Here is a 25,936-nt window from a genome sequence, read left to right as displayed (position 1 = left end):
GTTCAGACCCGTCGCGGAGTTCGTCGGCAGTCAGACGTCGGTCGCGACCGTCCGAGAGTCCGGGGCCGACGGTCGCGGAAATCCGTCGGTTCTCGAACCGGCACTCGAGGTGGCGGTCACGTCTCGAACCGGCGCTCGAGGTGGCGGGTCACACCCTCGCGGGTCGTCTCACTGGGTTCGATCGTGTAGGCCCAGTTCTCGATCCCGTCGTGTCCGTCGTGGCGAGCGAAGCGGTCGTGATCGTAACAGCCGGTGCCGTGAAATCGCGTCCCGCCGCCGATCCGGTCCGGTCCGGCGTAGGCGGTCGCCATCGGTGAGATTCGCAGGGTGTTCTCGGCCGTTCGAACCGCCGTCCCGAGTTCGTGGTCGCAGTACGCGTCGCCGATCGATCGAACGACGTCGTCCGAGAGGAAGGTGTGCAGCGTCTCGTGGATCGCGATGTTCCGCGTCACCGCCCGCGAGTCCCAGACCTCCGTCGCGCCGACGTTCGCGACCGTCAGCGCGTCGCCGTCCCCGCCGTCGTCCAGGCCGGTGACCGAATTCGGTGCCAGCGTCCCACCGTACCCGACACGGTAATTGAGCGGCGACCAGCACAGGAGCACGTGACAGGTCCGCCCGGTGAGCGCGCCTCGGTTTCGCACCCGTTCGCGAAAGCGCCCGAGAAGCGCTTCGAGCGACGGAAGAACCGAATCGGCCGAAAGCGACGTCGCGGAGGGGGAAACGCGAATCGGAGGGGCGCGGTCGACCCGAACCGCGAGATCCTCGAGCCGGGAGCGCTCGCGAGCGTAGGCGAGGACGTGCTCGAACGCGGCTTCGATAGCCGCCAACGCGTCTCGGAACGGGGGCGGCCAGTTCCCGCGCAGTTCCCCCAGCCCGTACCGCAGCCGCGCCCGGAACGGGACGGCCCCGGGATAGACGCGAATCCGAACCAGCCCGTCCCGGTGACCGGCCGTCGCCGCCGTATCGACGGCGGGACCGCTGCGAGTCCAGACCGAAACGGCCGACCCGCCGACCGCGGCGAGGGCCTCCCGGCGGGTTACACGCCACCGACTGCCGGCGCTGATAGCGGAGCGGTCCTCGGGCATCGTCTCGCGTTCGCTACGAGAGTGGCCACCATATACCCGATGCCGTAGGTCCGGATTACACCACCGGTAGGGCCTACTCGGTCGAGTCGGCGAGCGGTCTCGCTTCGAGTATCCGCGACTCGAACGGAAACCGAACGGTCTGTCGGTCGCGTCCGCCACCGGCCGACTCGAGTCGCACACCCGCACGGACTCGAGCGGCGGAGACGACACTCGAACGGGAACTCCGACGGAGACGTCACTCGAACGGGAACGATTCGACCGTCGAGTAGACCGACCCGTCGGGCGTCAGGGTGCTTTCCGTGAGCCGTACCTGCTCGACGGTCGTCTCACCGATCGTCGGATCGCGAGTGCGAACGACGTCCTGAACGAGTTGTTTGCCGCCCGCGTGATCCATCCGTGCGAGCGTCACGTGGGGCGTGAAATCGTGCCCTTCCGGGTCGAACCCCATCGCCGTCGTCCGGTCCTCGATGGCCTCGTGGAGCCGGGTGAGTTCGTCGCCGCCGACCTCGACACCCAGCCAGACGACGCTGATGTACTCGAGGGTCGGAAACACACCCAACCCGCCGTAGCGGACGGTAAACGGCTCGACATCGGCGTCGTCGACCGCAGCCTCGAGTTCCCGCTCGATGGCGGGGAGACGGTCCGAATCGACGTCACCGAGGAATTTCATCGTGATGTGTGCTTGCTCGGGATCGGTGAAGTTCAGGCCGCTCGCGTCGGCGAATTCGTCTTGCAGGTCGGCGACCGGTCCCGCGAGGTCATCGGGAAGGTCGACGCTGACGAACAATCGCATAGGCTCGACTTCGGGCGAGCGGCTATTGAACGTGTGGCTCCGATCGGGCGTGTCGCTCCCGTCGGTGCGTCCCCGCGGTCGACGTGGGTGAACGCCGCCACCGAACAGCCACTCGGTCGAGGCGCGCCCCCGCTCGACGCGACCGACCCTACCGTTCGGCGGGGCCGTGCGGGTTCAGGTGATCGTTCTCCTCGAGTGCGCTGGTGAGGAGCTTCGACTGCGCTTTGCGGAGGTGCTCGAGCGCCGTCGTGCGGCTGATGTCCAACTCGTCGGCGAGTTCCTCGCTGCTGATCCGTCGCGGCCACTCGAAATATCCCTCCTCGAGGGCGCACGTGACGACCTCGAGTTGTCGGTCCGTGAGCATCGATTTCGACTCCGTGAACTCGGTGAGCTTTCCGAGAGTGACGGTTCCGATCCGATTGAAATCGTCGATCATGGCCCGCAGGTCCTCCCGACGGAAGAACAGGACCGTGTAGACGCGTCGGTCGGCGAGCACGCGGCTCTGCCGCCGGAGAACGCCGTGGTTCCGGTCGACGGCGGAGTAGGCCCCGCACGACGTCTTCGTAATGAGATAGCTGGCTTCGTCGAGTCGTTCGACGTGCTCGACCTGTTCCGAATCCCTGAAGAACTCGAGGTACTCGCGTCGGGGGTCGTCGACCCGGATAGTGAAGGTAACGAGATGATCGTGGAGTTCCTCGATGACGACGTCGAACGACGTATCGAAGTGCTCCGCAAAATCGTTGAGCACGCACGCTTTCTCCTGCTGGAGGTGAATTTCGGCTTGAAACATCTGGCCGGCCGTCACACGTATGGTACTCGTCCGCACTGAATAACGCTTTCTCACAATCGAGGGCGGGATAGAACGGTTACCATACGGCGGCCTCGCTGTCGAGGTGTGAGTATTTCGCCAGTCTGGTGGCACGACGTGTCCTCTCGAGGTGTCGCAGGTGGCCGTGGAAGCGGGTCCCCGGCAACCGAGGAGGCCGACCCGGCAGTCCGATGTGGCGGTTCTGGGATACCGTTCGGGCGCCGTCACGCCCACGGAGACAACGGCTCGCCCGTCGTGATTTGCTCGGCGGCGAGGTACCGATCGTGGACGACGCACGCGACGACGGCCAGAACCGCCGCGCCGATGCCGGCGACCCCGACGGCAGCGGTCAGCAGGTTGCCGGCGCCGGTCAGGTAGACGAGCGAGAACGAGCCGACCGCGTTGAACGACCCGTGGAAGAACGTGGCGGCGAGGACGGACCGCGCCCGGACGGTCAGATACGTGAACACCGGTGACGCGGCGATGGTCCAGACGGTCATCGTCACGACGCCCGCTATCGGAGCCGCCGGGAAGTTGTGGCCCTGGAGGATGATCGGCGCGTGCCAGAGTCCCCAGACGACACCAGTGACACCGGAGAGCTGCCAGAACCCCAACGGCGAGAGCTCCGTCAACAGCAACCCGCGCCAGCCGAGTTCCTCCCCGAGGGCCGCGACCGCGTTGATCGTCACCCCCGCGACGAGCCCCTGTACCACGAACAGGACGAGTGGCGGAACCGGGAGCGCCTCGAGGGCATCGAGCGACTGCTCGATCTGTTCCTCGGAGAAACCCTGCTCGGCGAGGAACGCGCCGTAATCCGTGGTGATCGAGACGCCCGGGAGCGCCACTCCGACCCCGACGGTCGCGGCCAGGAGTGCGAGCGGCGCGAGCCACGCCAGCACGCTCCAGCGGAGCCGTCCCAAGACCAGGCCAGTGCCGGCACGGACCGGCTCCCCGTACCACAGCTGGACCGCGACCGCGGCGGCCGCAGGCGCCCACATGAAAAAGACCACCACGAGCACCGTGCTCGTAATCGTGCCGTACTCGACGCCGGCGAAATACAACACGGCCGCTGCGGACCACGAGAGACCGAACGCGAGCGCGACGAACGCGGCGACCTTTCGTGCGTCGACTGCGGACGCGGCTCGACGGAACGACGCCGGCTTCCGAGCGGAACCTCTCTCAGACATAGTCCGGACGTATCGACCGAATTCGACTTCCGGCTCGAAGAACTGGCTCGCGACGGCGGAGACGAGTCCCCGTCTCGACGCCGATCGGATTTCTTCGGTTCACGTCTCGATGCAGGCTACCGGGAGGCCGGACCCGCAAACGCGACCACGGAGAACGCCCGCGCTCGAATCCCTGGCTTTCGATCATATTAGCCACGGTGGGCATCGATGTCTGAGTACTTGAGTTACCCGCCCGCAAACGGGTGATACAGCGCGGACTCCCGTTCTGGCCGATACTCTCAGCAGGAGGATAGCCTCCGTTCAGGTTCATACTCGACCAGAGGAGAGTGCGACAGCGGACCGACCGACGATCAGTCCCCGAACTCGCTCCTCGCGAGCGCCAGCGCCTCGTCCAGGTCGAGGGGCCCGCGTTCCGCGAGCGTCGATTTGAACGCGGAAATCGTTTCGTCGGTGGCCTCGATTCCCGCCCGGTCGAGGAGCTTCCGTGCGCCGTCGGTCCCCGTCGGCGCGCCGAACACGAGTCGACGCTCGCCGCCGAACGCCGCGGGATCGAACGGCTCGAGCGTGGCGGGATCGCCGAGCATCGCCGCGGTGTGAATGCCCGACTCGTGTTCGGATATCTCCCCGCCGAGGACCGCCTTTCGGTCGCCGTACTCCTCGCCGAGCGTCTCGAGGACGGACCGGCAGACCGGAATCAGTTCGTCCGTGCGGATACCGAGGTCGTCGCCGAGGTCGACGGCGCAGGCGACGACGACCTCCTCGAGCGAGCTGTTTCCCGCTCGTTCGCCCAGCGAGGCGACGCTGACGTCCGCTTTCGCGACGCCTGCGTGGTACGCCGCCAACGCGTTCGCCGTCCCACAACCCATGTCGTCGTGGAAGTGGACGCCGACGCGCGAAAAGTCGACGTCCTCGGCGAGCCGATCGAGCGTCGACGCGACTGTCTGCGGCGTTCGCGCGCCGACGGAGTCCGCGAGGGTGACGAACGGCACGTTCGGAATCGCATCGAAGACGTCGACGAGTTTCTCGTGGTCCGTCCTGAACGCGTCCGCGAGCGTGACGTGGGGCGTCGCACCACGATCGGCGATGTAATCGACCGCATCGGTCAGCATCGCCAGCATCTCCTCCCGGGACATCTCGAGGAGGTACTCGAGGTGGCGATCCGAGACCGAGACGAACGTTTCGACGACGTCGGCGCCCGAATCGACCGCCGCGTCGATGTCCCGCTCGAGCGCTCGCGCGAGCGCCACGATTTCGGCGTCGGTCGTGCCGCTCAGTTCCGCGACGACGGTTCGGTCCTTCTCCCCGGTCGCCGGGAAGGCCGGCTGGACGAACGGAACGCCGAGGTCGTCGAGCGCGCGGACGCACTCGATCTTCTGCTCGGCGGTGTACGCTCGCCCCGGCATCTGATCGCCTTCCCGGAGCGTCACGTCGTTCAAGTGCATCTAGATGATCCCCTCGTCGGACAGGTCCGCGTACTCGTCGGCCGACATCCCGAGTTCGCCCTGGTAGACTTCCTCGTTGTGCTCGCCGTGTTGCGGGCCGAGGAACTCCACTTCCCCCGGCGTTCGCGAGAACTTCGGGATCGGGGCGAACGTCTTGATCGTCCCGACGTCCGGGTCCTCGACCTCGACGATGCTATCGCGCGCCCGAAACTGCTCGTCGTCGAAGATGTCCGCCATGTCGTAGACGGGGCCAACGATCGCGTCGTGGGCCTCGAGGGTCTCGATGGCCTCCGCGGTGGTGCGCTGTTTCGTCCACGCTTCGATCTCGGCGTCGAGCGGCTCGCAGTTCTCGACGCGGGTTTCGTTGTCCGCGAACCGCGGGTCGTCGACCAGGTCGGGTCTGTCGATCGCCTCGGCGACGCGTTCGAAGATCTTCTGGTTCGATGCGGACATCGTCATGTAGCCGTCGGCGGTCTCGTAGATGTTTCGCGGCGCGGTGTTCGGGTGACGGTTGCCGGTCCGTTCGCGAACGTGGTCCATTCGGTCGTAGGCTTCGACCTCGCCGAAGAACAGCCGCCAGAGTGGTTCGGTGAGGGACACGTCGATCACCTGCCCCTCGCCGCTCCCGCCGCGGCCGACGTCGCGCTCGAAGATCGCCATCATGGTGGCCTGCATCGCGAACTGAGCCGCGGTCAGATCCGCGAGACTGATCGGGGGCAACAGCGGCTCGCGGTCGGGGAAGCCGTTCGCGTGCGCCCAGCCGGAGATACCCTCTGCCACCGTCCCGAAGCCCGGTTTCTGCGATTTCGGCCCGGTCTGTCCGTACCCCGATAGCCGAACCATGATCGCTTCCTCGTTGACCGCGCGGACGTCCTCGGGGCCGAGGCCCCACCGCTCCATCGTGCCGGGACGGAAGTTCTCGAAGACGACGTCGGCGTCCTCGATCAGCACGAGGGCGATCTCGCGACCGCGTTCCGAGCCGAGATCGAGCGTGATACACCGCTTGTTTCGCCCGAGCGATTTCCAGGCCAACGATTCCCCGTCTTCGGTCTTCTGTGGCCACTCCCGGATCGGATCGCCGGTCCGCGGATGTTCGATCATCACGACGTCAGCGCCGAAGTCGCCCATCATCGTCGTCGCGAACGCCCCGCTTATCATCCCGGACATGTCGATAACCCGGAGACCGTCGAGGGGACCCGCTCGTTCTCGTGCCGTCATTTCCCCGTACCACACTCCGACGACGAAAGACAGTTGTTCCACCCAGTGTAGGCCGTTTATATACCTGGGCGCCCGGCGGCGGCGACCGCTGGACGCGAACCGATCCGGTTCGGCCCGTCGCTGGTGCGCTCGAGTCGGCCCCACGACCGGTCGAGTTGAACCCATACTTGTCTGATCGCACCCGCGCTCGAGACGGACGGGCCAGGAGTCCGATGTGTTCCGGGACACCGGTATCAACAGCCCACAGTGGCTGCAGCACCCGTTTGCGGACCCACATATAAACCACCCTCACTGGTTGGGGGAACGCTTACTCGAGAAGCTATGTATATGGTGGACGTTGATAACGTATGGCACATAATCTAGGAGTGGACGTGGGTGGAACGTTCACTGACGTCATCGTCTTCGACGAGGACACCCACGAACTCACGATCGACAAGGTGCTATCCACGCCGGCGAATCCGTCGGAGGGCGTGATCGACGGGGTCGGGGAGGCCGTGGAGAAAGCCGACACGACCGTCGGCGACCTGAACCTGTTGTTTCACGGCACGACCGTCGTCACCAATATGTTGCTCGAGGAGACCGGGTCTCGAGTGGGGCTCCTCACGAGCGAGGGACACGAGGACGTCCTCCACCTGGCACGGGCGTGGACGCCGGGACCGCTCTACGGGTGGATGGACATGGAAAAACCGGCGCCGCTGGCCGACCTCGTCGACACGCGAAGCGTCGGCGGGCGGATCGCCTCGCCCGACGGGACCGAACAGGAGCCGATCGACGAGGCGGAGGTTCGAGACGCGGTTCGGGAACTCGCCGATTCGGGGGTCGAGTCGCTGACCGTCGCCCTGTTGAACTCGTATCTGAACCCGACTCACGAGCGCCAGGTACGCGACGTCATTCGGGAGGAGTGTCCCGACCTTCCGGTGTCGATTTCCGCCGAGATCGTCCCGGAATACGGCGAATACGAGCGGACGCTGACGACGGTCATCAACGATTACGCGCGGCCGCAGGTCATCGACTACCTCGACGACCTCGACGACTCGCTCGAGGACGCCGGTTCGACGGCGACGATGAACGTCGTCCGCTCCGACGGCGGGCTGATGAGCTCCGAGGCCGCGAAGCATCGACCGGTCGAACTCGCCCTGTCGGGGCCGTCGGGCGGCGTCGTCGGGGCCGCGACCATCGCCGAGAAGAAGGGCGTCCCGGACGTGCTCACGCTGGACATGGGCGGCACGTCGACCGACGTCTCGCTGGTCGAGGACGGCAGCCCCGAAACGACTCGCCAGACGAAAGTCGGGTATCGGGAGTTCAAGTCTCGAGCCGTCGACGTCAACACGGTCGGCGCGGGAGGCGGATCGATCGCCCGCGTCCAGCTCTCCGGGTCCCTCCAGGTCGGGCCCGAGAGCGCCGGCGCCGATCCGGGGCCGGCCTGCTACGGACAGGGCGGCGAGGAACCCACCGTGACCGACGCGAACGTCGCCCTCGGGAGAATTCCGTCGAACGTCCGGCTCGGCGGAAAGATGGACCTCGATCGCGACGCGGCCCGCGAGGCAGTACAGACGGTCGCCGACGAACGCGACAGCACGGTCGAGGAAGCCGCGCAGGCGATCCTCGACATCGTCAACGAGAACATGTACGGTGCGCTCCGCGTCGTCTCCGTCGAACGCGGCTACGATCCGCGCGACTTCGGGCTCGTCGCCTTCGGCGGCGCCGGCCCGATGCACGCCAACGCGCTGGCCGACGTGATGGACGCCTACCCCCTGATCGTCCCGCCGGGACCGGGCGTCATGAGCGCGTTCGGCTTCCTGACCAGCGACGTCCAGAACGAGTTCTCCGAAACCTACCTGAAGACGGACCTGGACGTCGACGGCGAGGAAGTGTACGACGCCTACCGGGAGCTGAAAGACGAAGCGGCGGACTGGCTCGCGTCCGAAGGCGTCGCCGACGAGGACCACGCCTTCGAGTACTACGCGGACTGTCGGTACTACCGCCAGGACGTCCAGATGTCCATCCCGATCGACGCGACGAACCTCCGGACCGACGACGGCATCGCTGAGATCAAAGATGACTTCGAGGCCCGCCACGACCAGCGCTTCGGCTTCTCGCTCGAGGCGCCCCTCGAGATCGCGAACCTCCGCGTCATCGGCAAGGGAACGTTACAGGGGGTCACGCTCGAAGAGAGCGAACTCGGCGACGAGGACGCGAGCGAGGCCCGCGTCGGGACGCAGGACGTCTTCTTCGACGACGAGTACCGCGAGACGGCGATCTACGACCGCGAGCGGTTACGACCCGGAAACGTGATCGACGGGCCGGCGATCGTCACCGACGACGACTCGACCGTCGTCGTCCAGCCCGACCACGCGGCGACGGTTGATCGGTACGCGAACCTCGAGATCAACCGGAGTGATTCCAAATGAGCCAGCAAACGGCGGACGCGACGCCCGACTTCGTGGGCGACCACGACATCGACGCGACGACCCTCGACATCATCGAAAGCACGCTCTCGAACACGCGCCACGAGATGGACCGCGTCGTGGAGACGACGGCGATCAGCCCGGTCATCCGGGAGCAGTCCGACCAGTTCCCCCTGATCGCCGACCCGCAGGGCCGGATGGTCATGGGACAGTTCGGCAGCGCAATCGATACGATCATCGAGAACGCCCCGTTCGGCTGGGACGATCTGAACGACGGCGACGTCGTCGCCACGAACGACCCCTACATGTGCGCCGGTGCGGTTTCGCACACGCCGGACATGCTGTTGCTTCGCCCGATCTTTTACGACGACGAACTCGTCGGCTTCGGCAGCCAGTGGGGCAACCTGATGGACGTCGGCGGGAAGACGCCCGGCAGCATGCCCGTCCAGGCCACCACCATCTTCGAGGAGGGAATGCGTCTTCCCCCGGTCAAGCTGTACAAGGAAGGCGCGTTCGACGGCGAACTCTTAGAGACGTTCGCGCACAACACGCGCCTGCCCGAGCACGCGGAAGCGGACATCAAGGCGCTCGCGGCCGGCACCGCCGTCGCCGAATCGCGCGTGCAGGAACTCTGCGACCGGTTCGGCAGGGACACCTACCTGGAAGGCTGCGACGCCATCCTCGATCGCACCCGCGACGGGATGATCGATCTCATCCGCGAGTTCGTGCCCGAAGGCGAGCGCTACACCTTCGAGGACCACGTCGACGACGACGGCATGGGCAACGGCCCGATCAAGCTCCACCTCGAGATCTACCGCGAGGGGGACACCGTCCACCTCGACTGGGAGGGGACCGACGCGCAGGTTCCCGGGACGGTGAACTTCCTGCTCAACGAGAAGATGTTCAAGATGTTCACCGGGGTCTTCCTCATCATGGCCTTCGACCCGCTGCTGACGTTCAACGACGGGTACTACGACCTCTTCGAGGTCAACCTGCCCGACGGGAGCGTCGTCCAGCCGGAGTTCCCGGCCGCGCTGGGCAACCGCCTGCCGCTGATGGCCCGCCAGTTCGACGTCCTGCAGGCGACCTTCTCGAAGCTCATCGACGGCTTCTCGGTCGCGGGAAGCTACGGGACCTCGCCGAACCTCGTGTACGCCGGCACCGACTCCGAGGGCAACGACTTCCAGATGCTCGAGATCCTCTACGGGGGCATCCCCGCCCGGCCCGGCGGCGACGGCCTCGACGGCCACTCCTGGTGGCCGCTGTTCCGGACCGTGCCCGCGGAGTATCAGGAGGCCTACTACCCGCTCACCATCGACGAGTACAGCACGCGTCCCGACACCGGCGGGGCCGGCGAGTTCCGCGGCGGCCACGGCATCACGAAGGTCTACACGTTCGAAGAAGACGGCGCGATCACGTTCCAGGACGACCGCGCCCACACCTACCCGTGGGGAGTCGACGGCGGGAAACACGCCCGAACCAGCGAGAAGAAGCTCGTCAGAACCGACGGGACCGAGGAGGAACTCCCCTCGAAGGTCGAGAACGTTCCCGTCTCCGCCGGCGACAAACTCGTCTTCCGGACCGCCGGCGGCGGCGGCCTGGGCGATCCGCTCGAGCGAGCTCCCGAACTGGTCGCCGCGGAGGTCCGGCGGGGACTCGTCTCCACCGCGGCCGCCCGCGAAGAGTACGGCGTCGTAATCGACGACGGAACCGTCGACGAAGCCGCGACCGACGACAGACGCGCGGAGATTCGGGAGGAGCGCGACGACCTCGCGGAGTTCGACTACGGCCCGTTGCCGGACGAGGAGGACCTCGCCGAACGGATCGCCGCGGAGCGCCGCGAGTTCGACGACCGGCACAACTGACCCGCCCATCGGGCGCTCACACACCCCCTCTCACCACCTGCGCACCGCCGGCCACCAACACCACCCACCTACGTCCCGGCAACCACCAACACCACCCACCTACGTCCCGGCAACCACCGCTCACGAATCCGCTGATACAGATCCGTACCGCACGTTGCACACCAGAGCACCAGATAGCACACCGAGAGCCAAGACATGGACTGGATCGACGCCACCGAAGACCGCTACGCCGAACGGGAGTTCGGCGAGACAGTCGGCATGGGAGAGCGACCGGCGCTGATCGTCATCGACCTCATCAACGCCTTCACCGACCCGGACTCGAACCTCGGGGCGGACGTCTCCGACGTCCTCGAGCAAACCGACCGCCTGCTCGAGGCGTTTCGAGAGTCCGATCTCCCGCGATACTTCACGACCGTCGCGTTCGAGGAATCGTACGGCGACGCGGGGCGGTTCGTCGAAAAAGTGCCCGCGTTGAAGGAGTTGCGACTCGGCACCGAACGCGTCGAGGTGGACGACCGAATCGCACCGCTCGAGGGCGAACGCGTCGTCCTCAAGAAGTACGCGAGCGCCTTCTTCGGCACCGACTTGCAATCGGAGCTGACGACGAACCGCGTCGATACGCTCGTCATCGCCGGCGTGACGACGAGCGGCTGCGTGCGCGCGACGGCGGTCGATAGCCTCCAACACGGCTACCGCACGATCGTGCCCGCCGACGCCGTCGGCGACAGAGCGCAGGGGCCGCACCGGGCGAACCTCCTCGACATCGACGCGAAGTACGGCGACGTCGTGACGACCGAGACCGTCCTCGAGCAACTCGACGGGCCCGTCGGGGAGTGACGATCGATCGCGCCTGGGAGATCCGTCTCGGCCGCGGTCGGCCGTCGACGCACTCTCGAGACGATGTCCCCAGCCACCGCATCACGCACCACCTCTTCGGGCCGACACCCCAGCCACCGGTCTCGTGTCCGCGCCGGGTCGCTCCGCCAGTGGCCGGCGCCCGGTTCGCGGACGGGGACGCCGCGTAGTTAGGGGCGTCCGTTATTAGGCCGGGGTCCTCAGCGAACACCAATGACCGACGTTGCCGTCCTCGGCGGTGGGATCGGCGGCCTGACCGCGGCCCACGAACTCGCCGAGCGCGGATTCGACGTGACCGTCTTCGAGGCGAACGACCGCTTCGGCGGAAAGGCTCGATCGATTCCGATCGCGGACGACCCGGCGGCGCTGCACGGCGAACACGGTTTCCGGTTCTTCCCGGCGTTCTATCGCCACGTCGTCGACACGATGGAGCGGATTCCCGACGGGAGCGGGACGGTCGCGGACAATCTCGTCGAAACCGAGGCCACGCTCATCGCGAGCACGACGGGGCCGGGACAGATCGCCGACACGCGCACCCCAGACTCGGTTCGCGGCTGGCTCGAGTCGCTCCGGCCGGCGTTCGCCGAGGAACTGCCCGCCCGGGACGTTCGCTTCCTGCTCGAGCGACTGCTGTACCTGCTGACCGCCTGCGAGGCCCGACGCGAAGAGGAACTCGACGACGTCTCCTGGTGGGAGTTCATCGACGCCGAAAACCGCTCCGCGGAGTTTCGCGACCGGCTCGCGTTCGCCGTCCAGTCGCTCGTCGCGTTGCGACCCCAGGTCGGGAGCGCCCGGACGATCGGCACCGTCTACTTGCAGCTCCTGTTCGGCCAACTCGATCCGACGCGGCCGACCGAGCGCGTCCTGAACGCACCGACGAGCGAGGCCTGGATCGATCCGTGGCTCCGTCACCTCGAGACGCTCGGGGTCGAATTCCGCCCGAAGACGCCCATCCAGCGACTCGAGTCGGACGGCCGACGCGTGACCGGCGCCGTGGTGGTCGACGGCGAGACGGTTCGGGCCGACGAGTACGTCCTCGCCGTTCCGGTCGAGGTCGCGCCCGAACTGATCCCGACGGAGGTCGCGCGGAACACGCCCGAACTCGAGCGGATCGAGCGACTCGACACGGCCTGGATGAACGGCATTCAGTTCTACCTCACCGACGACGTCGATCTGAGCCGCGGTCACCAGGTCTACGCCAACGCCCCCTGGGCGCTGACCTCGATCTCCCAGCGGCAGTTCTGGACGGGGTACGACCTCGAGAACCACGGTCCCGACGAGGTCGAGGGCGTCCTCTCGGTGATCGCCTCGGACTGGGACACGCCCGGAATCGTCTCCGGCAAGCCGGCGAGGGAGTGCACGCCCGAGGAAATCGCGACGGAGACCTGGGAGCAACTGAAGAACCACCTGAACGGGCCCGGCGAGCGACTTCGGGACGACATGCTCGTCGACTGGTTCCTCGATCCGGCGATCGTCGAGACCGAGAACGGGGTCGAAAACCGATCGCCGCTGCTGATCAACACCGTCGGTTCGTTGCGAAACCGACCGCCCGCCGACGTCGCCGTCGACAATCTGACGCTGGCGAGCGATTACGTGCGGACGAACGCCGACCTGGCCTCGATGGAATCGGCCAACGAAGCCGGCCGCCGCGCCGCCAACGCGATCCTCGATCGGCGGGCGGCCGGCGGTCGACGGGCGCAGATCTGGGAGCTCGAGGAACCCGCGGTGTTCGAACCGTTCAAGCGCCAGGATCGGTTTCGGTACCGGCTCGGGTTGCCCCATCCGGCGGCAGTGACGCAGTCGCTGCGGGGAGCGACCAGGCGCCTCGGCGAGCGAGTCTGAGACGCGCCGATGGCGCGGCGGGGAATCGCCGCCCGGAACCGGGTTCCAGCCCCGCATGCCGGGTCGCAGCCCTTAACAGTCGTCGCCGCCAATTTGTGACAATGACCGACCGAGACGACGATCGCGACCACCGATTCTCCGAGGGAGAGGGGTTCGGCGATCCCTACGAGGAGTTCGATCTCGACCCGCCGGAACTGGGCGTCGATCCCTCGAAAGTCGACCCCGTCGACTCCCGCGTCGTCGCCGACACACTCGATGCACACAACATCGATCAGGACGACGTCGACGCCACCGTGCTGCTCGACGTCGGGCTGAATTACATGCAGATCAACCGCTACGAGCAGGCGACCGACGCCTTCGAGCGGACCGCCCGCTTCGCCGCAGACGAGCGTCTCGAGCAGGAAGCCTGGGTCAACAAGGGCGTCGCCCACGCCGAACTCGAGGAGTACGACGAGGCGATCGGAGCCCACCGCGAGGCGCTGCGAATCGACGACGAGAGCGAACACGCCGCGACCGCCGAGACGAACCTCGCCTACGCGCTCTGGGAGTTCGGCGAGACCGCGCAGGCGCTCGAACACGCCGAACGCGCCGTCGAGATCGACGAGCGGTTCGCCGAGGGGTGGTTCAACCGCGCGTTCTTCCTCTCCGAGCGCGGGCTGGCCGAGGACGCGCTCCACTGCATCGACAACGCGATCCGACTCGGGTTGCGCAACGCGAAAGTCCTCGAAGAGAAAGCCGAAATCCTCGAGGAACTGGGCGAGTACGACCAGGCCGAGGAAATCGCCGAAGAGGCAAACGGGATGCGCGAGCGGGCCGAACAACAGATGATGCAGGACCGCGAGGAACTGTTCGATCAGGGCTCGAGTGCCGGCAGACCCGACGCGGGCGTCGGGGCCGGCGCTCGAGGCGCAGACCGGCAGGCAGCGCCCGAGCGACGGGATGACCGCGGACTGGAGGATCTCGGCGGCACCGATTCGAGCGGTGCGGACGACCGCGACCGCGAGTGGGAACTCGAGTAGATGATCGTCAACGAACGAGAGACACAGGAGGGGCTGCTGGTCGCCGTCTGCGACGAGGACGTCCTCGGCGAGACGTTCGAAGAGGGCGACATCACGTTGACCGTCACCGAGGAATTCTACGGCGGCGACGAGGTCGACGAACGTGCGGTGGTCGAGAGCCTCGCACAGGCGGCCGTGGCCAACATCGTCGGGACCCGCGCCGTCGAACTCGCGATCGAGGAGGGGTTCGTCGACGAGGCGAACGTCCTCGAGGTTGGGAAAACGCTGCACGCGCAACTGCTGTGGATGTGACATCGCGGGAACCGCAGACCGCGATTCGGCCACCACAGTCAGCAGTTCGGCTCCACGGCCAGCAGTTCGGCTCCACAGTCAGCAGTTCGACTCCACAGTCAACAGTTCGGCTCCACGGCTAGCAGTTCGACTCCACGGCTCGTGAACGAAGCAACTTCGCCGACAGTCGCGCGCCGGTCGATCCGTTCGGTCTGGACTCGAGTCAGGACCTCTCACCGCGGAGACCACGGCGATTCGAAAGCAGGGGGCCGACCGTTCCAGATTCGGGAACGTTCGCCTCGATCGCAAATCGCCGGCTACCGTCCGCTACGTGCTAACTACCAGCTGATATTGTACTAATACTTTCTGTAGCGTTCGGTATTGGTTGAGCCGGCGTATGAACGACCCAAACGGAGAACGCAGCGCAGAGGGAAGGCAGCGAAAATTACCGTCGTCTCGTCGGTCGGTCCTCACGGGTGGAGCGGCGGCGATCGCGAGTACAGTCCTGGGAAGCGTCGGGACCGTCAGTGCGAGCGCGCACGAATCCTGTCCGGATTCGTCCGACGGAGGCGAACCGTCCACCGGGGACCCGTCCGAGCCGGATCCGACCGATGGGGCGGTGCTGACGTTGCAATCGAACACCGCGTACGAAACGGAGGTTTTCGTCAACGACGCGCCGCGGCCGGGACCGACCGGCGTGGTCGTCGGTGGAATGGACGGGAACGAACTGTCGGGGGTCGAAGCGGCCTACCGGGCCCTCGAGTGGGAACTCGACCGAGGAACGCTCGTCGTCCTCCCGGAAGCGGACGCCGTCGCGGTCGAACGGCGGACGTACAACAGTCCGAGAGGAAACCTCAATCGGCAGTTCCCGGTCGGTCAGCCGCCGACGTCGTCGCTCGCGGAGGAACTCTGGACCCTCATTACGGAGGTCGATCCCGACGTCGTCATCGACTTCCATAGTTCGAAAGGGATCTGGGGGTCAGACCTGGGCCCGGACGGATACGGGCAAGCGATCTATCCGTCGGTCGTCGGCGACTCGCGACGGATCGCAGCCGACACTGCGGAGTTCATGAACCGGGAATACATCTACGGCGCGTACCGGTCCGCCTACCAGTTCACGGTCGGAAATACGCTCCTCGGCGACAAACCGAAGCTGATGCACAAGGTCGCCGGCGACCTCGAGCGCCCCGGATATCTCACGGAGGTCACGCGGTACGGTACCTCGCTGGAGACGCGGATCGAGTGGAACACGGCGATGGCCGCCGAGTTGCTCCGAAATCACGGCATCCGGTGATTCGGTGCCCTGACCCCAACAGCGCTCGAGTCGGCACCGGGAGGGAAAAACGCGGGTCGTCACGGGTCGCTCGAGGCCCGGACAGCGCTCAGAGATCCGTCTTCCGGAACCGATAGTAACCGATCGCGACGGGCACGATCAGCCAGGTCAGCAGGACGACGACGCCGAACCAGTCCTCGAGGTAGAACGGTGCGTCGCCCGGATAGCGTTCGGCGGGTGTCATCCCGTAGGCTTCCATCGACTGGAGTCCGTACTGGAACTTGAAGGGGTAGATCGAGTCTTCGATCAGGGAACTGGCCACGTTGGTGTACGCGAAGATCGGATTGAACTGCTGGACGACCAGGTACCACGTTTCGGCCGCGACCGGCGGGCCCTCGTCGTAGAGCAGGTAGTACGGCCCGGCGGTGAGGAGTTCCCACAGCGCGACGAACACCATGTAGAGGCCGACGACGATCGCCATCGATTTGCCTCGCGTCGAGACGGCGGCGGAGACGCCGACCGCGAGGCCGACGAACGTCAGTCCGAACAGCAGCGACACGGCGGCGAACCCGAGCCAGTCGACGAACGGGACCGACCCGAAGAGGACGGCACCGAGGAACAGCGAGGCGATGAACGCGAGCACGACGGCGAGGCCGACGACGCCCATCCGACCGAGGAGTTTTCCGAAAACGATATCGGTCCGATTCGGCGGAAGGCCGGCCAGGAGCTTGATGCTTCCCGACCGTCGCTCCCCGACGACGGCCATGTAACCTGCGATCAACGCTGCGACCGGGAGGATCACCTGCAGCGGCATCCCGAGGAAGCTGAGCACTTCGGCCGCGGATACGTCGTCGATCGTGTACCAGATCGCGACGTACCCGATGACGACGAGACTGACGAGCAGCCCGATCAGCGCCCAGAGGAGTTTCGACCGACCGGCGTCGTCGAACTCTTTGCGGGCGACGGTGGAGACGTGGGACGTCATCGAGCCACCTCCGTCTCCGCTCCGGTCGCACCGGTCGTTGCAGCGTCCGACGCCCCCGTTTCCGATCTCGTATCCGTCTCCATCGTCTCCGCCGTCTCGGCCCCGGCCCCGTCGCCGTTCGTCAACACGGTGAACAGCGACTCGAGCGAGACTTCCTCGATTCGCACGTCTCGGATCGTCGCGCCGGCGTCCGCGAGCGCGGCCACGACGCCGGCCTTGGCAGCAGAATCGGTGACCGAACACTCGAGCGTCCGGCCGGACGCGGAGACGTCGGTGATCCCGTCGACCGCGCCGGCGACCGTTCGGTGGTCGGCGGCGGAGTCAGCGAGCGAGAGCGCCATCGTCGCACCGCCGCCGACCTCCTCGCGGAGTCCCTCGATCGTGTCGACGGCGACGAGTTCGCCCTCGTTCAACACGCCGACGCGGTCACAGACCGCCTCGACGTGCTCCAAGATGTGACTCGAGAAGAAGACGGTCGTCCCGCGTTCGGCCTCGCTTCGGACGAGATCCTGCATCTCGCGGATGCCGTGAGGGTCGAGTCCGCTCGACGGTTCGTCCATGATCAGCAGGTCGGGATCGCCGACCAGCGCCATGCCGGTCGCGAGCCGCTGGCGCATGCCCTTGGAGTAGTCGCCGGCCGGCCGGGCGGCGTCGTCCCGCGAGAGCCCGACGCGGTCGACGATTTCGTCGGGATCGTCGGTCGCGTCTTTCGTCTCGATCGCGAGCTCGATGTGGCGCCGGCCGGACAGGCGCGGGTAGACGTCGAACCCCTCCGGGAGGACGCCGACGTGGGGGCTGATCGACTCGGCGTCGGACTGGGCATCGTATCCCAGTACCGTCGCCGATCCCGCCGTCGGTCGCGCGAAATCGAGAAGCATGTTGATCGTCGTCGACTTCCCCGCCCCGTTCGGGCCGAGAAAACCGAATACTTCGCCGTCGTCGACGGTGAGATCGAGGTCGTCGACGGCGGTGAGATCGCCGTACTCCTTCGTCAAACCGGACGTCTCGATAGCAGTCATACCGTCTGTCGCTACTGTCGGCTGGCACATAGTCCGGCAGTCACAGTTTCACGGTCGGAAACTGTGGGCGTTTTTATATCATCTGGCCATACAAACCGGTGAATGACCGACGATGGGGATCAGGAGGTGCTCGCGTTACTCGACGACGAGTACGCCCGGCGCATCCTCATCGCCGCCAGCGAGGAACCGATGTCCGTCGACCGACTGACCGACCGCTGTGACGCCTCACCGCCGACGATCTATCGACGGATCGATCGACTCGAGGCGAAGGGGTTCCTCGACGAATATCAGGAGCTCGATCCCGATGGCCACCACTACAAGATCTACAGCACGCGACTCGAGCGCGTGGCGATCGAAATCGCCGAGGGCTCGATGGAACTGGACGTGTACCGCCGCGACGAGGATCCCGCCGACCGATTCACCCGTCTGTTCGAGGATCTGTGATCACGATGACTGGGCCTCCGCTACAGACGGTCTCGGGTGGTTCGGTGACGGTTGCGATCGCCGTCTTCCTCGGGCAAGCGATCGCGTTCGTGATCGCCTGCTGGATCGCGAAGCGGTCCTACGACGGCTACCGGGACGCGCGCAGGCCCGCGTTGCTCTGGCTCGCACTCGGCATCGCGCTGCTGGCCGCGGTGCCGACGGCCGTCCGGTTCCTGCTCCCGACGATGTTCGGCGCGACGTCCCTGACGACCAGCGTCCTGGCGACCGCGAGCGAGATCACCGGACTCACGGCGATCCTCTACACCGTCTACGGCCGCCCGTGAGCCGGTCGCGACGGATCACCACGACCGCCTCGACCGCGCTGCACACCACACGACTACGAAAATGACACCCGGACCGCTCGACACCGCACGACCCAGTATGGCGGACCCGATCAGCGCGAGCATCGGCCCGGGTGACGGTCTCGACTTCGTGCTGGGCCCTCCTCCCGGTCTCTCCGGCGCGGCGGGGCGCGCCCGGCAGTACGTCGCCCGCGAGATCGGTGGCGTCGCCCCATCCGTCCTCGAAACGGCGGTGTTCGGTCTCGACGAGTCGACGACGATTTTCTTCCTCGGAATGGCGAGCGCCGCACTCGGCACCGTCGTGACGTGGACGGCCTATCGGGGATACACTCGAAACGACAGTCAGCCGATGTTGTTTCTGGCCGTCGGGGTCGCGTTCCTCACGGTCGCGCCGTTCGTCCTCTCGCACGCGGTCGACCTGGCGACCGACGCGACCGATGCGACGGTGTTACTCGTCGTTACCGCCTGCCACCTGCTCGGACTGATCTCGATCGTTCGATCGTTCAGACGGCCGGATTCCCACTGAGCTCACCATCCATGTCTCCGCCACTCGAATCGGTCGAAACCGCACTGGCCCGCACCGTCTCGTTGAGTTACGCGTTTTTCGGCGTCGTCGCCCGCAAACGGACGTACACCAACATCGCGTACCTGCTGCTCTCGTTCCCGCTCGGAATCGGGTACTTTACCGTCCTCGTCACCGGGGCTGCGGTACCGCTCGGTCTCGCGTTCGCACTCGTCGATATCGCCGTCTCGGAGCCGTTCGCGCTGCTGATAGCCGGAATCCCGATCGTACTGGTCCTGGTCGGCCTCGGCGTCCCGCTCGGACTCGTCGTCCTGTTCGCGGCGATCGAACTGACCGCCCTCGAGCGGCTACTCGCCGACCGGTTGCTCGATGCGGACGTCCCGACCGCCGAACCGGCTCGGAGCATCCGCGAACGGGCACGACGGCTCGTCCTCGATCGTGGCACGTGGAAGGGAGTCGTCTACCTGTTCAGCAAGTTCTTCATCGGCATCGCCTCGTTCGTCACCGTCTCGATCGGATTCTCGTTTACGTACGTCCTGGTCGCCGCCCCGCTTCACTACCGCGGCCAGACGGTCGGCATCCACATCGGCGACCCGATCGAGTACGTTCCCGAACTCACCTACCAACACGACGGCTGGACGATCGACGTCGTCTCCCCGGTCACGCTCTCGATCGCCGACGGCGAACTGCTCGCGCTGTACGTCGATTCGCTTCCGGCGGCACTCGCCGTCTCGGCGCTCGGCGTCCTCGTCGGCCTCGTCGTCCTGCACCTGTTCAACGCTGCTGCGTGGCTGTCTGCCCGGTACACGGAACTCCTGTTGCGGTACACGCAGCCGTCTATCTTCAGCGATCCCCCGGTCTGAGACGCGGTCCGTCTCGGAGGTGAGCGAGAGTTCGGTCCCCGTCGAGCGGACGATGCCGGAACGGAGGTCTGCGATCGGTCCCGGCCCGTCGTCGACGTCTCCCAAAATTGTTTGGGAACACCGGTATTTCAGTCGAACCGGAAGACGTAACTGCGGCAGGGCACCCCTGGCACGAGCGTGTCGCTGCCGTCTCATCTCCCTCCCCCATCCTTCTCATCCGCCTCTTACATCCCCCTTCCCCGTTTCCCTTCCCACGTCACCTTTCACCTCGCGTTACCGGACCCGCCGACGTCGATCACGATCTCGTCCCCGCGACCGCGTTCGGCTCTCCGGCAGGACGGCCGCGATCGAGCCCCGATCGATCGGTTCCGGACCGAAGGAGTGTTTTGTGTGGGGACCATCCTAGACACCAATGAGTCAACAGAACCTCGAGTCGCTCGACGTCGGGGCGATCCGGGATCAATTCCCGATTCTAACACGGGAGTTCGACGACCAGCAGGTCGTCTACCTCGACAACGCGGCGACGACCCAGACGCCGGATCCGGTCGTCGACGCGATGAGCGACTACTACCGCGAGTTCAACGCGAACGTCCACCGCGGGATTCACCACCTGAGCCAGGAGGCCTCCATCGCCTACGAGGAGGCACACGACCGCGTCGCCGAGTTCATCGGTGCCGGTGGCGGCCGCGAGGAAGTCGTCTTCACCAAGAACACGACCGAGGCCGAGAACCTGGTCGCCTACTCCTGGGGGCTGGCCGAACTCGGCCCGGGCGACGAGGTCGTGCTGACGGAGATGGAACACCACGCGTCGCTGGTCACCTGGCAGCAGATCGGCAAGCGAACCGGCGCAGACGTCAAGTACATCCAGATTACGGAGGACGGCCGCCTCGACATGGACCACGCCCGCGAGGTCGTTACCGACGACACCGCGATGCTCTCTGCGGTCCACGTCTCGAACACGCTCGGCACCGTCAACCCCGTCTCCGAACTCGTCGACATCGCCCACGACCACGACGCGCTGGCGTTCATCGACGGCGCACAGGCCGTCCCCAACCGCCCCGTCGACGTCGAGGCCATCGACGCCGACTTCTACGCCTTCTCCGGCCACAAGATGGCCGGCCCGACCGGCATCGGCGTCCTCTACGGCAAGCGGGAACTGCTCTCCGACATGCAACCCTACCTCTACGGCGGCGGCATGATCCGGAAGGTCACTTTCGAGGACTCCACCTGGGACGACCTCCCCTGGAAGTTCGAACCCGGCACGCCCCAGATCGCCGAAGCCGTCGGCCTCGTCGCCGCCATCGACTGGCTCGAGGAAATCGGGATGGACCGAATCCAGGCCCACGAGGAGGAAATCGCCCGCTACGCCTACGAGCAACTCGCGGCCGAACCGGACGTCGAGATCTACGGCCCCGAACCCGGCCCGGACCGCGCCGGACTCGTCGGCTTCAACGTAGAGAGCGTCCACGCACACGACCTGGCCTCGATTATGAACGACCACGCGGTCGCGATCCGCGCCGGCGACCACTGTACCCAGCCGCTGCACGACAAACTGGGGGTTGCGGCCTCGGCTCGAGCCTCGTTCTACGTCTACAACACGAAAGACGAGGTCGACAAACTCGTTGCGGCCATCGACGACGCGCGTCAGCTCTTTCGCTGACGCGCGAGGGACGTCTTGCCGAGCAGAGCGAGGCAAGGCTCGAAGCGGCTTCGCCGCTTCGTAGACGCGCGTCAGCTCTTTCGCTGACGCGCGTGGGCGCCATGGCCACAGTAAGGAGCGTATCACGAGCCCTCGTTCTCGATCGCAATAATCACAGCGTCGACAGTAGTGTTCGTGGTAGCATCAACGACACGAATTTCGTATACTCTTTTCTCTCCAGGGTCCCACGGTGGTGCAACGCTATCCTGATATACTGGCGGTGTCGCTGACTCGATGTCGGTGAATTTCGATTGATCCACGAATTCCAGAGCGCCGTTTACGGGTTCGTGACATCCTCCGCGCCGTAAACGGCGGGATTCTCCCCTCGCAGAAAGATAGAAGCGTGTTCATCAGTATTTCCACTTTTATTTATACAATTATATGTCTACGATCTCTTTATGCATATTTGTATTGGTGATTAAGCTTATTAATTACCATGATTATGTGACAGTGGATGTCACGTGAAAGTTCTCGAGCAGAGAATGACTCCGACGGAAGAGGAAAACTATCGACAGTTAGCCGCCGAAGCGTTCTCCAACGAAGTGGCGCAGGAATAGCCGGTCTGGGCTTGCTCGGAGGCGCCACCGACACTGCAAGCGCTACGACTAATTGCGCCGACGGACCGTTCCAACGGGCATACCCCGCCGGATCAGTCACGTTTCGTGAAATTCCATCGCCAGAAGGCCCCAGTCCCGACCCGAACGAGAACGCGGCCAACACGAACGTCGCCCCCGCAGCTCCGGTAAACGAAGCTCGATTAGAAGCCGAACGTGCGACGATCAAAGAGCGAGGACCACCAGAGCGCGCACAACGGGCCGAATCCGACTTCGGACCGATGAATCGACCCGACGCAGGCGACGACGGGTTACGAATTGGTACCGAGTACGACGGCGTCAATACCGACGGAACCCGCGGTGGGGTGCCATCCGACTCCCAGATCGCCACCAGTCACGACAAAAACCTTCATGCAGTCAACCGACAGGTAGCCATATTCGACAAGAACACTGGCGAACAAGAACTCAAGGTCCGGCTCGAGGACATCTGGGAGCCAGTTATCCCCACCCCGGAGGGCGGGTTCGTTTCCGACTCTCCGTTCGTCTTTGACCCACGGGCACGGTACGACCGGACGGAAGATCGGTTCGTCCTCTGTGCGGTGCAACTCCAGCAGGGCATTGCTGAAGACGGGAGCGTCATTGGACGCGAACGTATCGAAGAAAGTGTCGGTGAGCCCGGGGAATACGAAACGGAGGAAAAAAGCGGCTCCAACGCGGCGAGCGACCCCGATCCTCGCCCGCCAAAAGGATATTTCGTGGTCGCAGTTTCCGCGACGAGCGACCCAACCGGCAAATGGCATATCTACCGACTGCCACCGGAGGACGCCACCGGTCCCGACAATCGTGGACTGGTCGACTATCCCCAGTTAGGGCTCGATCGCGACGCAATCTATCTCTCGCAGAACTTTTTCCCGAACGACGACGACGCCGACATCTCCGTGTCGATCGTTACACTCGACAAAGCAGCGATGTACGACGGCGACGCGGTCACTGCCCACCACTTCGATAATCTAGACAACCCGGTCGACGGCTACCTGGATTTTACCGTTCAACCGGCACTCCAGCCGTTTTCGGGCGGCAGTGACGGAACGTACTACTTCCTCAATAGCGTGTTCCCCCGAACTGAAGACACGCCGCTCGCGAGCACACTCACGCAGTGGGAGCTCACCAACCCGCTCGACGATCCGACGCTTCGCTGTTTCGTCGTCGAAGTCGATTCGTACACCAGTCCGCCGGCCGCCGCGCAACCGGACTCGGAGAAGCCCATCGATACCCTCGGCCGTCGGCTCATGAACGTCGACTACAACGCCAAAACCGGGTCACTCTGGACCGCGCATGCCACCGCCATCAGCTGGAACGGGAGTGACGTCCGGTCGGCCATCACCTGGTACGAGATCGATGCCGAGTCACGGTCACTCGTCCAGAGTGGTACCTACGGCGACCCCGGATCGTCGTATTTCATCCCAACGATCAACTCCGATGGTGATTCGACGGTCATCGCCCACAACGTGAGCGGCCCCGATACGTTCCCACGAATGGATGTCGGCGGGCGGACCGCAGATTTCAGCCAGAACGTCCTCGAAGACGCCGTGGTCGTTCGAGACGGGAAGTCACACTACAGTTATGACGAGAGTGCGGAGTCGATGCGGTGGGGAGACTACAACGGCGTATCGGTCGATCCCGAGACCGGTCGCTTCTGGACAGTGAGCCAGTATTCGCCCGACACGAATATTCCGCCCGAAGCCAAGCGTCGAGACCCCTACCACACCCGTATCGCTGAAGTCTCCTTCGGCCAAAGCGATGAACACTCCCTCGATCAGAGAGCTGAACAGGATGGCACCGTACTGGAATTCACGGGCCAGGGGAGTCGTGCCTGGTATCACTTCGCCGTAGACGGTACGATCACGGACAGCTTCGATCTCACGAGTGAGGATAGAGTATCCGACACGACTGCCTCCGGGTTGGTCGACCGCGGCACGGACACGTACGTCTACTCCGGTACACTCGAGGATCTCGTTACGTACGGAGATGTGGTAGTTACGCGAAACGGTGAGGTGGTTTCTGAAGGCCAGGCCTGACCGACATTTCGAACGAGTACCGTTCCAACCGTCGAACGCAGGGACGAATCGTCTCGCATCGCCGCAGTCGACCTTGTAGTCAAGGTCGGCAGACACGCGTGGCGGCGCGTTTATTTTTCGGCCGCCGAAACACGCTCGACCATGCTCGAGGCAGTTCGGGACCGCGCACGCACCTATTTCGAAGACGCATCGCCGGCCCACGACTGGCACCACGTCCGGCGGGTCGAGGCGCTGGCCGAGACGCTCGTCGATCGGCACGGGCGACCGGTCGACGAACGCGTCGTCCGACTCGCCGTGGTCCTCCACGATATCGGCCGGGCCCACGAGGACCGCGGCGAGATCGACGATCACGCGACGTGGGGTGCTCGGGAGGCGGGGCGGGTTCTGCGCAACCTCGACGGTGACCGGAACACGATCGAGCGCGTCCAGCACTGCGTTCGTGCGCATCGATACTCGAACGAGGTCGAACCCGAGACGCTCGAGGCGAAAGTCGTCTGCGACGCGGACAACCTCGACGCGCTCGGTGCGGTCGGCATCGCCCGCGTGTTCGCCCACGGCGCCGAGATCGGGAATCCGATCCACGACGCCGCCCGGGCGACCGCCGAACGCGACGCCGGCACGGGCGACGGGGTCACACAGCGCGATCACTTCTACGAGAAGATTCTCGACCTTCCGGAGCGGATGTACACCGACCCCGGTCGCGACCTCGCCGCCGACCGCGCGGCGTTCGTTCGGCGCTACCTCGAGCGATTCGACGCGGAGGTCGCGGGCGACGCCTGACCGCCGCGGAAGTCCCAAAACGCGGCCGTATCCGGTCGATTCGGCCCCGGAACCCTTTTACAACTCACTGGCCTATCCGCACACAACAATGGGAATGGGCTCGGACATGTACAGACAGCAGATCCTCGATCACTACAAGAATCCCCGCAACTACGGGGAACTCGAGGACCCCACGTTCACCCACGTCGGGGAGAACCCGATGTGCGGCGACGAGATCCGCATGGACATCGAACTCGACGAGGACGAGGAGACGATCGAGCGAGTCGCCTTCCGGGGCGACGGCTGTGCGATCAGTCAGGCCTCCGCGAGCATGCTCTCGGGCGAACTCGTCGGCAAAAGCGTCGACGAACTGTTCGAGATGGATCGCGACGACGTGACGGACATGCTCGGGGTCGACATCTCACCGATGCGGGTCAAGTGTGCCGTCCTCGCCGAGAAGGTCGCCCAGGACGGCGCGGAGATCTACCAGGGCGAACTGGACGTCGACAAGACGACGACCGAGGACTAGGACCCAGGTTTTTTGCTCGAGTGCGCTCGCTTCGCGAGAACCCCGCTCTCTGCTCACGGACGCGAAGCGACCGTTCG

The 25,936-nt window shown here is 65.4% G+C and carries 23 protein-coding genes; 15 read left to right on the top strand and 8 right to left on the bottom strand.

Going from position 1 to position 25,936, the window contains the following annotated elements; translation table 11 throughout:
* Window positions 1-116: 116 nt before the first annotated feature.
* From NJT13_RS12405 to NJT13_RS12380, 6 genes are all read right to left on the bottom strand, one after another.
* On the bottom strand, window positions 117-1,085 hold the full coding sequence (locus NJT13_RS12405; RefSeq protein WP_254521948.1) for a hypothetical protein: 969 nt from the start codon (window positions 1,083-1,085) through the stop codon (window positions 117-119).
* Window positions 1,086-1,320: 235 nt separating this feature from the next.
* Entirely contained in the window at window positions 1,321-1,878 is a 558-nt protein-coding gene (gene thpR, locus NJT13_RS12400; protein WP_254521947.1) for an RNA 2',3'-cyclic phosphodiesterase, read from the bottom strand.
* A 148-nt stretch (window positions 1,879-2,026) separates the two neighbouring features.
* Complete coding sequence (locus NJT13_RS12395) at window positions 2,027-2,683, bottom strand: helix-turn-helix domain-containing protein (RefSeq protein WP_254521946.1); 657 nt, start codon at window positions 2,681-2,683, stop codon at window positions 2,027-2,029.
* Window positions 2,684-2,910: 227 nt separating this feature from the next.
* Window positions 2,911-3,873: a CPBP family intramembrane glutamic endopeptidase gene (locus NJT13_RS12390; RefSeq protein ID WP_254521945.1), complete on the bottom strand. Its 963-nt coding sequence runs from the start codon at window positions 3,871-3,873 to the stop codon at window positions 2,911-2,913.
* A 350-nt stretch (window positions 3,874-4,223) separates the two neighbouring features.
* Entirely contained in the window at window positions 4,224-5,315 is a 1,092-nt protein-coding gene (locus NJT13_RS12385) for a LeuA family protein (protein WP_254521944.1), read from the bottom strand.
* A complete protein-coding gene (locus NJT13_RS12380; protein WP_254521943.1) occupies window positions 5,316-6,533 on the bottom strand; it encodes a CaiB/BaiF CoA transferase family protein in 1,218 nt (405 codons plus the stop codon).
* 347 nt (window positions 6,534-6,880) lie between these two features.
* On the opposite strand from NJT13_RS12380, the gene NJT13_RS12375 reads away from it, so the two are divergent.
* The 7 genes from NJT13_RS12375 to NJT13_RS12345 all read left to right on the top strand — a co-directional run bounded on the left by NJT13_RS12375 (window position 6,881) and on the right by NJT13_RS12345 (window position 16,086).
* Window positions 6,881-8,944, top strand: a complete 2,064-nt coding sequence (locus NJT13_RS12375) for a hydantoinase/oxoprolinase family protein (RefSeq protein ID WP_254521942.1) — start codon at window positions 6,881-6,883, stop codon at window positions 8,942-8,944.
* Window positions 8,941-10,806, top strand: coding sequence for a hydantoinase B/oxoprolinase family protein (locus NJT13_RS12370; protein ID WP_254521941.1), 1,866 nt, complete (start codon window positions 8,941-8,943; stop codon window positions 10,804-10,806). The genes NJT13_RS12375 and NJT13_RS12370 overlap by 4 nt, the downstream gene beginning before the upstream one ends.
* A 195-nt stretch (window positions 10,807-11,001) precedes the next feature.
* A complete protein-coding gene (locus NJT13_RS12365; protein ID WP_254521940.1) occupies window positions 11,002-11,643 on the top strand; it encodes an isochorismatase family protein in 642 nt (213 codons plus the stop codon).
* Window positions 11,644-11,874: 231 nt separating this feature from the next.
* Window positions 11,875-13,503, top strand: a complete 1,629-nt coding sequence (locus NJT13_RS12360; RefSeq protein WP_254521939.1) for a hydroxysqualene dehydroxylase — start codon at window positions 11,875-11,877, stop codon at window positions 13,501-13,503.
* Window positions 13,504-13,604: 101 nt separating this feature from the next.
* The gene (locus NJT13_RS12355) at window positions 13,605-14,522 is read left to right on the top strand and encodes a tetratricopeptide repeat protein (RefSeq protein WP_254521938.1); all 918 of its coding nucleotides are present in this window, start codon (window positions 13,605-13,607) and stop codon (window positions 14,520-14,522) included.
* The gene (locus NJT13_RS12350; protein WP_254521937.1) at window positions 14,523-14,813 is read left to right on the top strand and encodes a DUF424 domain-containing protein; all 291 of its coding nucleotides are present in this window, start codon (window positions 14,523-14,525) and stop codon (window positions 14,811-14,813) included. It abuts the gene before it with no gap.
* Between the two features lie 376 nt (window positions 14,814-15,189).
* A complete protein-coding gene (locus NJT13_RS12345) occupies window positions 15,190-16,086 on the top strand; it encodes a succinylglutamate desuccinylase/aspartoacylase family protein (RefSeq protein ID WP_254521936.1) in 897 nt (298 codons plus the stop codon).
* 88 nt (window positions 16,087-16,174) lie between these two features.
* Here NJT13_RS12345 and NJT13_RS12340 read toward each other — a convergent pair whose 3' ends face one another.
* The gene (locus NJT13_RS12340; protein ID WP_254521935.1) at window positions 16,175-17,050 is read right to left on the bottom strand and encodes an ABC transporter permease subunit; all 876 of its coding nucleotides are present in this window, start codon (window positions 17,048-17,050) and stop codon (window positions 16,175-16,177) included.
* Entirely contained in the window at window positions 17,047-18,069 is a 1,023-nt protein-coding gene (locus NJT13_RS12335; protein ID WP_254521934.1) for an ABC transporter ATP-binding protein, read from the bottom strand. The genes NJT13_RS12340 and NJT13_RS12335 overlap by 4 nt, the downstream gene beginning before the upstream one ends.
* Window positions 18,070-18,171: 102 nt before the next feature.
* On the opposite strand from NJT13_RS12335, the gene NJT13_RS12330 reads away from it, so the two are divergent.
* From NJT13_RS12330 to sufU, 8 genes are all read left to right on the top strand, one after another.
* Entirely contained in the window at window positions 18,172-18,513 is a 342-nt protein-coding gene (locus tag NJT13_RS12330) for an ArsR/SmtB family transcription factor (RefSeq protein ID WP_254521933.1), read from the top strand.
* A gap of 5 nt (window positions 18,514-18,518) precedes the next feature.
* Window positions 18,519-18,836 (top strand): hypothetical protein, encoded by a 318-nt coding sequence (locus NJT13_RS12325; RefSeq protein WP_254521932.1) that lies wholly within the window; start codon window positions 18,519-18,521, stop codon window positions 18,834-18,836.
* Window positions 18,837-18,933: 97 nt separating this feature from the next.
* A complete protein-coding gene (locus NJT13_RS12320) occupies window positions 18,934-19,380 on the top strand; it encodes a DUF7521 family protein (protein WP_254521931.1) in 447 nt (148 codons plus the stop codon).
* Window positions 19,381-19,391: 11 nt separating this feature from the next.
* A complete protein-coding gene (locus NJT13_RS12315) occupies window positions 19,392-20,240 on the top strand; it encodes a sensor domain-containing protein (protein WP_254521930.1) in 849 nt (282 codons plus the stop codon).
* Window positions 20,241-20,652: 412 nt separating this feature from the next.
* Complete coding sequence (locus NJT13_RS12310; RefSeq protein ID WP_254521929.1) at window positions 20,653-21,900, top strand: aminotransferase class V-fold PLP-dependent enzyme; 1,248 nt, start codon at window positions 20,653-20,655, stop codon at window positions 21,898-21,900.
* 874 nt (window positions 21,901-22,774) lie between these two features.
* Window positions 22,775-24,571 carry a hypothetical protein gene (locus tag NJT13_RS12305; protein WP_254521928.1) on the top strand — a complete coding sequence of 599 codons (1,797 nt, stop codon included), beginning with the start codon at window positions 22,775-22,777 and terminating at the stop codon, window positions 24,569-24,571.
* Between the two features lie 141 nt (window positions 24,572-24,712).
* Entirely contained in the window at window positions 24,713-25,351 is a 639-nt protein-coding gene (locus NJT13_RS12300; protein WP_254521927.1) for an HD domain-containing protein, read from the top strand.
* Between the two features lie 88 nt (window positions 25,352-25,439).
* Window positions 25,440-25,859 (top strand): Fe-S cluster assembly sulfur transfer protein SufU, encoded by a 420-nt coding sequence (gene sufU, locus NJT13_RS12295; protein ID WP_254521926.1) that lies wholly within the window; start codon window positions 25,440-25,442, stop codon window positions 25,857-25,859.
* The last annotated feature ends 77 nt before the right edge of the window (window positions 25,860-25,936 follow it).

Source organism: Natrinema caseinilyticum, assembly GCF_024227435.1.
Taxonomy (GTDB): Archaea; Halobacteriota; Halobacteria; order Halobacteriales; family Natrialbaceae; genus Natrinema; species Natrinema caseinilyticum.
The sequence above is the reverse complement of the archived record's forward strand: the minus strand, read 5'-3'. Positions and strand labels throughout refer to the sequence as shown.

Excerpts from the sequence above, each read along its gene's own strand:
- NJT13_RS12405 (WP_254521948.1), bottom strand. The coding sequence starts at position 1,085 with ATGCCCGAGGACCGCTCCGCTATCAGCGCCGGCAGTCGGTGGCGTGTA.
- thpR (WP_254521947.1), bottom strand. The coding sequence starts at position 1,878 with ATGCGATTGTTCGTCAGCGTCGACCTTCCCGATGACCTCGCGGGACCG.
- NJT13_RS12390 (WP_254521945.1), bottom strand. The coding sequence starts at position 3,873 with ATGTCTGAGAGAGGTTCCGCTCGGAAGCCGGCGTCGTTCCGTCGAGCC.
- NJT13_RS12385 (WP_254521944.1), bottom strand. The coding sequence starts at position 5,315 with ATGCACTTGAACGACGTGACGCTCCGGGAAGGCGATCAGATGCCGGGG.
- NJT13_RS12380 (WP_254521943.1), bottom strand. The coding sequence starts at position 6,533 with ATGACGGCACGAGAACGAGCGGGTCCCCTCGACGGTCTCCGGGTTATC.
- NJT13_RS12375 (WP_254521942.1), top strand. The coding sequence starts at position 6,881 with ATGGCACATAATCTAGGAGTGGACGTGGGTGGAACGTTCACTGACGTC.
- NJT13_RS12370 (WP_254521941.1), top strand. The coding sequence starts at position 8,941 with ATGAGCCAGCAAACGGCGGACGCGACGCCCGACTTCGTGGGCGACCAC.
- NJT13_RS12365 (WP_254521940.1), top strand. The coding sequence starts at position 11,002 with ATGGACTGGATCGACGCCACCGAAGACCGCTACGCCGAACGGGAGTTC.
- NJT13_RS12360 (WP_254521939.1), top strand. The coding sequence starts at position 11,875 with ATGACCGACGTTGCCGTCCTCGGCGGTGGGATCGGCGGCCTGACCGCG.
- NJT13_RS12355 (WP_254521938.1), top strand. The coding sequence starts at position 13,605 with ATGACCGACCGAGACGACGATCGCGACCACCGATTCTCCGAGGGAGAG.
- NJT13_RS12350 (WP_254521937.1), top strand. The coding sequence starts at position 14,523 with ATGATCGTCAACGAACGAGAGACACAGGAGGGGCTGCTGGTCGCCGTC.
- NJT13_RS12345 (WP_254521936.1), top strand. The coding sequence starts at position 15,190 with ATGAACGACCCAAACGGAGAACGCAGCGCAGAGGGAAGGCAGCGAAAA.
- NJT13_RS12340 (WP_254521935.1), bottom strand. The coding sequence starts at position 17,050 with ATGACGTCCCACGTCTCCACCGTCGCCCGCAAAGAGTTCGACGACGCC.
- NJT13_RS12335 (WP_254521934.1), bottom strand. The coding sequence starts at position 18,069 with ATGACTGCTATCGAGACGTCCGGTTTGACGAAGGAGTACGGCGATCTC.
- NJT13_RS12330 (WP_254521933.1), top strand. The coding sequence starts at position 18,172 with ATGACCGACGATGGGGATCAGGAGGTGCTCGCGTTACTCGACGACGAG.
- NJT13_RS12325 (WP_254521932.1), top strand. The coding sequence starts at position 18,519 with ATGACTGGGCCTCCGCTACAGACGGTCTCGGGTGGTTCGGTGACGGTT.
- NJT13_RS12320 (WP_254521931.1), top strand. The coding sequence starts at position 18,934 with ATGGCGGACCCGATCAGCGCGAGCATCGGCCCGGGTGACGGTCTCGAC.
- NJT13_RS12315 (WP_254521930.1), top strand. The coding sequence starts at position 19,392 with ATGTCTCCGCCACTCGAATCGGTCGAAACCGCACTGGCCCGCACCGTC.
- NJT13_RS12310 (WP_254521929.1), top strand. The coding sequence starts at position 20,653 with ATGAGTCAACAGAACCTCGAGTCGCTCGACGTCGGGGCGATCCGGGAT.
- NJT13_RS12305 (WP_254521928.1), top strand. The coding sequence starts at position 22,775 with ATGAATCGACCCGACGCAGGCGACGACGGGTTACGAATTGGTACCGAG.
- NJT13_RS12300 (WP_254521927.1), top strand. The coding sequence starts at position 24,713 with ATGCTCGAGGCAGTTCGGGACCGCGCACGCACCTATTTCGAAGACGCA.
- sufU (WP_254521926.1), top strand. The coding sequence starts at position 25,440 with ATGGGAATGGGCTCGGACATGTACAGACAGCAGATCCTCGATCACTAC.